Source organism: Pseudomonas sp. UBA4194 (assembly GCF_002379585.1).
Classification (GTDB): domain Bacteria; phylum Pseudomonadota; class Gammaproteobacteria; order Pseudomonadales; family Pseudomonadaceae; genus Aquipseudomonas.
In genome coordinates this window covers 17851-23440 of record NZ_DFUE01000067.1, presented here as the reverse complement: position 1 = coordinate 23440, position 5590 = coordinate 17851, and the positions used below count along the sequence as shown (strand labels likewise).

The window sequence follows — 5590 nt, the reverse complement described above, 5'->3', positions numbered from 1 at the left end:
GGCCTGTGGAGTGCGGTCCGAACCGTTCTCGGCGAAGGTCGCCTGAGGTGTGCGATCCGAGCCATCTTCAGCCAGATAGGGTTGGGAGAACACAGCAGCGCTAGGGCGCGCTTCGGCAGAAACCTTCTGGTCGGCGGCGGGCATTGTGAAGGCATTGGCAGCCAGAATCGAAAGGGTCAGGGTAAGCAGCATTTGGCGTTTCATGATCGTGGCGCTCCTTGGGAGGGCAGGAAAGTGGGTACGAAGCCAATGTTACTCTGTGAAATTCGATATAAAAGTTCATAAAGGTAATGGTAACAATCAACGAAAATGATGCTTTGAGGAAACCGCTCTAGATCAAGGGTTTAGGGGTGGAAAAAGTGCACTGGTTGGGTGAGTTCCGAGGGATTTGGCACTGGATTTGGGCGTAACCGTTTGTAACGGTGATGGTTGGGGGCGGGATTTTTGGTGGATGGTCCCCTCACCCCAGCCCTCTCCCTGGGGGAGAGGGGGCTAAAAGCAGGAGCCCATTCGCCCAATCCGCGCCAAAAACTAAACCCTGTGGCCAATTCCAAGTCCTACCCTAAACAAGCCGCACCCTCAGTGCTCGCGGGAGCACGTAGTTCAAGGAGCCCGCAATGACGCGCCCACGTAAGATAATCGCCTGGACCCTGGGCAGCCTTCTGGTCCTGATCGCCATCCTGGTCGTGGTGATTGCCACCTTCGACTGGAACCGAATCAAGCCCACCCTTAACGAAAAAGTCTCGGCCGCACTGCATCGACCGTTTGCCATCAATGGTGATCTGGCCGTGCAATGGCAACGCGAACCCGAGGAGGGCGGCTGGCGTGCCTGGGTGCCTTGGCCGCGTTTCGTGGCGCAGGACATCACCCTGGGCAACCCGGATTGGTCGACCAAGCCGCAAATGGCCAGCCTGCAGAAAATCGAATTCCGGCTCTCTCCGTTGCCACTGCTGGCGCAGCGCGTGGTTATTCCCCGTATCGATCTGACCGCCCCGGACGCGTCACTCCAGCGACTGGCTGACGGTCGCGCCAACTGGACGTTCCAGTTCGACGAGAAAGATCCCAACGCCGAGCCCTCAAAGTGGGTCATCGACATTGGCTCCATCGGTTTCGACAAAGGCCGCGTTGTCTACGACGACCAGACCTTGAAAGCCAACCTGGAAGTGTTGATAGACCCCTTGGGCAAGCCGATTCCGTTCAGTGACATCGTTGGCAGCGGCGCCGCCAAAAAGGTTTCTGACCAGGGCGCCCACGCTCAGGACTACGCCTTCGGCTTCAAGGTCAATGGTCGCTACAAAGGCCTGCCGGTGTCCGGTAACGGCAAGATCGGTGGCCTGCTGGCGTTGCAAGACGCCGCGCAGCCGTTTCCGGTGCAGGTGGATGTCACGGCCGGCGACACCCGTGCGGCCGTGGCGGGCACCCTGACCGACCCACGCAACCTGGGCGCGTTGGACCTGCGCCTCAAACTCAGCGGCAGCAGCCTGGGCAATCTGTACCCACTGACCGGTGTCACCCTGCCCGATTCGCCGCCCTATTCCACCGACGGGCATCTGATCGCCAAGTTGCACGAGCCCAGTGGGGCGTCTTTCCGCTATGAAGGCTTCAACGGCAAGATCGGCGACAGCGATATTCATGGTGATCTGGGCTTCGTTGCTAGCCAGCCGCGGCCCAAGCTGACCGGCGCACTGGTGTCCAACCAGTTGTTGTTCAGCGACCTCGCACCGCTGATCGGGGCCGATTCGAATGCCGAGCAGAAGGCCCGCGGCGGCGCTAGCAAGCAGCCTGAAGGCAAGGTGCTGCCGGTCGAGCAGTTCAAGACCGACCGCTGGCGCGCCATGGACGCCGATGTCGAGTTCACTGGGCGCAAGATTGTCCACAGCGAGCAACTGCCGTTCAACGACCTGTATACCCATGTGGTGCTGGACGACGGCAACCTGCGCCTGGAGCCACTGCGCTTCGGCGTCGCCGGTGGCAAGCTGGATGCACAGATTGCCCTTAACGGACGCACCACGCCTTTACAGGGCCGGGCGAAACTGACGGCGCGCGGCTTCCAGCTCAAGCAGCTGTTCCCCAGCTTCGAGCCGATGCGCACCAGCTTCGGCCAGCTGAATGGCGATGCCGATATCACCGGTACAGGTAATTCGGTTTCAGCCTTGCTGGGCACGTCCAACGGCAGCCTGAAAATGCTGATCAACGACGGCGCGGTGAGCCGCGACCTGATGGAAATCGCTGGCCTGAACGTGGGCAACTACGTGGTGGGCAAGATCTTTGGCGACAAGGAAGTGAAGATCAACTGCGCCGCAGCGGATCTGGGCATCAAGGATGGCCTGGCGAGTACTCGGCTCTTCGTCTTCGACACCGAGAACGCGATCATTTATGTCGACGGCACGGCCAACTTCAAGCAGGAACAGCTGGACATGAAGATCTCGCCCGAATCCAAGGGTTTCCGGCTGCTGTCGCTGCGTTCGCCGTTGTATGTACGCGGTCCGTTCGCCAAGCCCAGTGCCGGGGTGCAGACCGTACCGTTGCTGCTGCGCGGCGCGGGCATGGTGGCATTGGGCGCGACCATCGGTCCGGCTGCCGGGTTGCTGGCGCTGGTGGTTCCCAGTGGCGGTGGTGAGCCCAATCAGTGCACACCTTTGCTGGAGCAGATGAAAGCCGGCAAGGCGCCGAAGACAGTGCCGGCTTCCTGAGGCATCTGTAAAAACCGGACCGACGCCATCGCGGGCAGAGCCGCTCCCACAAGCGGCCATACCCTGTGGGAGCGGGCTCTGCCCGCGATGGCCGCAACACGGTCCGAGGCCATGAAGCCAATCAGCAGTCCCTCACTTTTCCATCGCCCATAAAAAAGCCAGAACCCAGGTTCTGGCTTGCTGACCCTCAACCCCTTACAGGCTGTTGAGAATGTCCGCCATGTCATCGGCGTGCTCTTCTTCCTGAGCCAGAATGTCTTCAAAGATACGACGGGTAGTCGGGTCCTTGTCGCCGATGTACTGAATGATCTCGCGGTAGCTATCGATCGCGATCCGCTCGGCCACCAGGTCTTCGTAGACCATTTCCTTGAGGGTGTTGCCTGCCACGTACTGTGCGTGGGAGTTCTTGCTCAACAGGTCCGGGTTGAACTCAGGCTCACCGCCCAGTTGCACGATACGCTCGGCCAGCTTGTCGGCGTGCTCGGCTTCCTGCTCGGCGTGCTCCAGGAATTCATCGGCAGCGATGCTCGCCTTCAGGCCGTTGGCCATGAAGTAATGGCGCTTGTAGCGCAGCACGCACACCAGTTCGGTGGCGAGCGAGCCATTGAGCAGCTTGATGATTTCTTCGCGATCGGCGCTGTAGCCTTCGGTTACGGCGCCCTGATCGACGTTTTGGCGTGCGCGATGGCGCAATGTTTCGACGGAAGAAAGTTGCGTGGTTTCGAGGTCGATCATGGTGTTCTCCAGGCTGATACGGTTTTTCCGTCGCGCTCTATCACTCCCGAACCGGGCAGCCCGGCGCGATCGGTACCTTAGGTGTGAGTAGCGACGGCAACGAAAAGTTTTATTACAAATGGCCTGGGGAAGGCCTTTCGTCCGCCGTCGCTTGAAGACTTATGGCGCTTTTTCGTTCAGCTTGCGCTGCTCGCAGGTCATGAAGCCCTTGGTGTCCACGTGGCCAGTGCTGTCGAAGCTGACGTAGTACGGCTGCTGATGACCTTCGCGGTTGAGGATGTAGTTGTTGCAGGTGCCATGCATGGAGTTGGCGGTACCGTCCACCACGGTGGAAGGCGCGCCGCCGATGGCGATGACTTGCTGCATGGTCATGCCTTTCTCGACCTGCTTGACCAGTGGCTGATCACGGTAGGTCACGAAGTCCACCGGGTTCTGTACGGTGGTGTTCGACGAACAGCCGGCCAGGGAGGCCAGTACGCACAGTGCAGCGAGGGATTGCTTGTACATGGGGAGTCGCTCCTTCGATTGGACCATTAGTGGCCCTGTGCTTTGTTGGAGCTTTTGGGCGTTGGGATAGTTCTGAAAAATTTTTCGCGCGAAGCACGGGCTTAATTGCGGGAATGACCCGCTCCCTCAGGGGCGGTGCGCCCTCCACAATTGTAAATAATGTTGTCTACACTCACCCCGAACCGCGCCTGTTCACGCGGATATCGGGAGAGCGCTCCATGAAGAAGATGCACCTGCCCCTGCTCATCGCGGGCCTGTTGCTGGCCTCGCAAGGTTTCGCCGCCACCGCTCAGCAAGACAAGATGAAAACCTGCAACGCCGACGCCACCGCCAAGACGCTCAAGGGTGACGAGCGAAAGAGCTTCATGAGCAGTTGCCTCAAAGCTGCCCCAGCCACGCAGCAAGAGAAGATGAAAACCTGCAATGCCACCGCCACCGGTGATGCCCTCAAAGGCGATGCGCGCAAGGCGTTCATGAGCGAGTGCCTGAAGAAAAAATAGCGTGCGCCGATAACCCGTGGGCAGGTCGCTGCCCACTGGCCCTTCCCCCGGAACGCTGGCAGACTGCCCATCCTTTCGAGTCGTTTGTTTTTGAGGCTGTATGCCCACGTTCTCTCAGCGTCAAGTGGTGATCGCCAGCTGGATTCTCGTGTTTGGTGGTTTGTTGCTGGTATTGCCCCTGCGCCTGCTGCCCAGCCTGCTGGCCGGCTTGCTGGTGTTCGAACTGGTCAACATGCTGACCCCGCAACTGCAGCGACTGATTGCCGGCCGGCGCGCGCGCTGGTTGGCGGTAGCCTTGCTCGGCACACTGGTGGTGAGCACCCTGGCCTTGCTCTTCGCCGGCGCAATCAGCTTCGTGTTGCACGAAGCGGAAAACCCCGGCGCTTCACTGAACAAGTTCATGGGCGTGGTCGATCGCGCCCGGGGACAGCTGCCGCCGTTCATCGACGCCTATCTGCCGGCCAGCGCTGCCGAGTTCCGGGTCGCCATCAGCGGCTGGCTGAGCAAACATCTCAGCGACCTGCAACTGGTGGGCAAGGACGCTGCGCACATGTTCGTGACCTTGCTGATCGGCATGGTCCTGGGGGCCATCATCGCCTTGCAGACCGTGACCGACGTCAGCCAGCGCAAGCCTCTGGCAGCGGCACTGTTCGATCGCCTGGCGCTGCTGGTACGGGCCTTTCGCAACATCGTCTTCGCGCAGATCAAGATTTCCCTGCTCAACACCTTCTTCACCGCGATCTTCCTGGCGGTGGTGCTGCCGCTGTGCGGGATCAAGCTGCCGCTGACCAAGACCCTGATCGTACTGACCTTCCTGCTGGGCCTGCTGCCGGTAATCGGCAACCTGATCTCCAATACCTTGATCACCATCGTCGGCTTGTCACTGTCGATCTGGGTGGCGGTGGCGGCGCTGGGTTATCTGATCCTGATCCACAAGGTGGAATACTTCCTCAACGCCCGCATCGTCGGCGGGCAGATCAGTGCCAAGTCGTGGGAACTGTTGCTGGCGATGTTGATATTCGAGGCGGCATTCGGCTTGCCGGGGGTGGTGGCGGGGCCGATTTATTATGCGTATCTGAAGAGCGAGTTGAAGGTGGCGGGGTTGGTCTGATGGTGGATTGAGGGGGGGCGGGGATTTGTGGTGAATGGTCCCCT

5 protein-coding genes and 1 pseudogene are annotated in these 5590 nt (G+C 60.2%); 3 read left to right on the top strand and 3 right to left on the bottom strand.

The features are described from left to right. Positions 1-204 (bottom strand): annotated as a pseudogene (locus B3397_RS16110) (hypothetical protein); the annotation flags it as partial. Positions 205-617: 413 nt separating this feature from the next. Here B3397_RS16110 and B3397_RS16105 point away from each other — a divergent pair. Continuing rightward, positions 618-2693, top strand: a complete 2076-nt coding sequence (locus tag B3397_RS16105) for an AsmA family protein (protein ID WP_296251902.1) — start codon at positions 618-620, stop codon at positions 2691-2693. Positions 2694-2888: 195 nt separating this feature from the next. Here B3397_RS16105 and B3397_RS16100 read toward each other — a convergent pair whose 3' ends face one another. Both B3397_RS16100 and osmE read right to left on the bottom strand, forming a co-directional pair. Next, a complete protein-coding gene (locus B3397_RS16100; protein WP_296251898.1) occupies positions 2889-3428 on the bottom strand; it encodes a ferritin-like domain-containing protein in 540 nt (179 codons plus the stop codon). A gap of 159 nt (positions 3429-3587) precedes the next feature. Beyond that, positions 3588-3935, bottom strand: coding sequence for an osmotically-inducible lipoprotein OsmE (gene osmE, locus B3397_RS16095; protein ID WP_296251896.1), 348 nt, complete (start codon positions 3933-3935; stop codon positions 3588-3590). 218 nt (positions 3936-4153) lie between these two features. Between osmE and B3397_RS16090 the strand changes: the two genes are divergently transcribed. Beyond that, positions 4154-4435 carry a PsiF family protein gene (locus tag B3397_RS16090; protein WP_296251893.1) on the top strand — a complete coding sequence of 94 codons (282 nt, stop codon included), beginning with the start codon at positions 4154-4156 and terminating at the stop codon, positions 4433-4435. A 100-nt stretch (positions 4436-4535) separates the two neighbouring features. Then, entirely contained in the window at positions 4536-5546 is a 1011-nt protein-coding gene (locus tag B3397_RS16085) for an AI-2E family transporter (RefSeq protein ID WP_296251891.1), read from the top strand. The last annotated feature ends 44 nt before the right edge of the window (positions 5547-5590 follow it).

Coding starts and splice junctions, on each gene's coding strand:
- B3397_RS16105 (WP_296251902.1), top strand. CDS start 618: ATGACGCGCCCACGTAAGATAATCGCCTGGACCCTGGGCAGCCTTCTG.
- B3397_RS16100 (WP_296251898.1), bottom strand. CDS start 3,428: ATGATCGACCTCGAAACCACGCAACTTTCTTCCGTCGAAACATTGCGC.
- osmE (WP_296251896.1), bottom strand. CDS start 3,935: ATGTACAAGCAATCCCTCGCTGCACTGTGCGTACTGGCCTCCCTGGCC.
- B3397_RS16090 (WP_296251893.1), top strand. CDS start 4,154: ATGAAGAAGATGCACCTGCCCCTGCTCATCGCGGGCCTGTTGCTGGCC.
- B3397_RS16085 (WP_296251891.1), top strand. CDS start 4,536: ATGCCCACGTTCTCTCAGCGTCAAGTGGTGATCGCCAGCTGGATTCTC.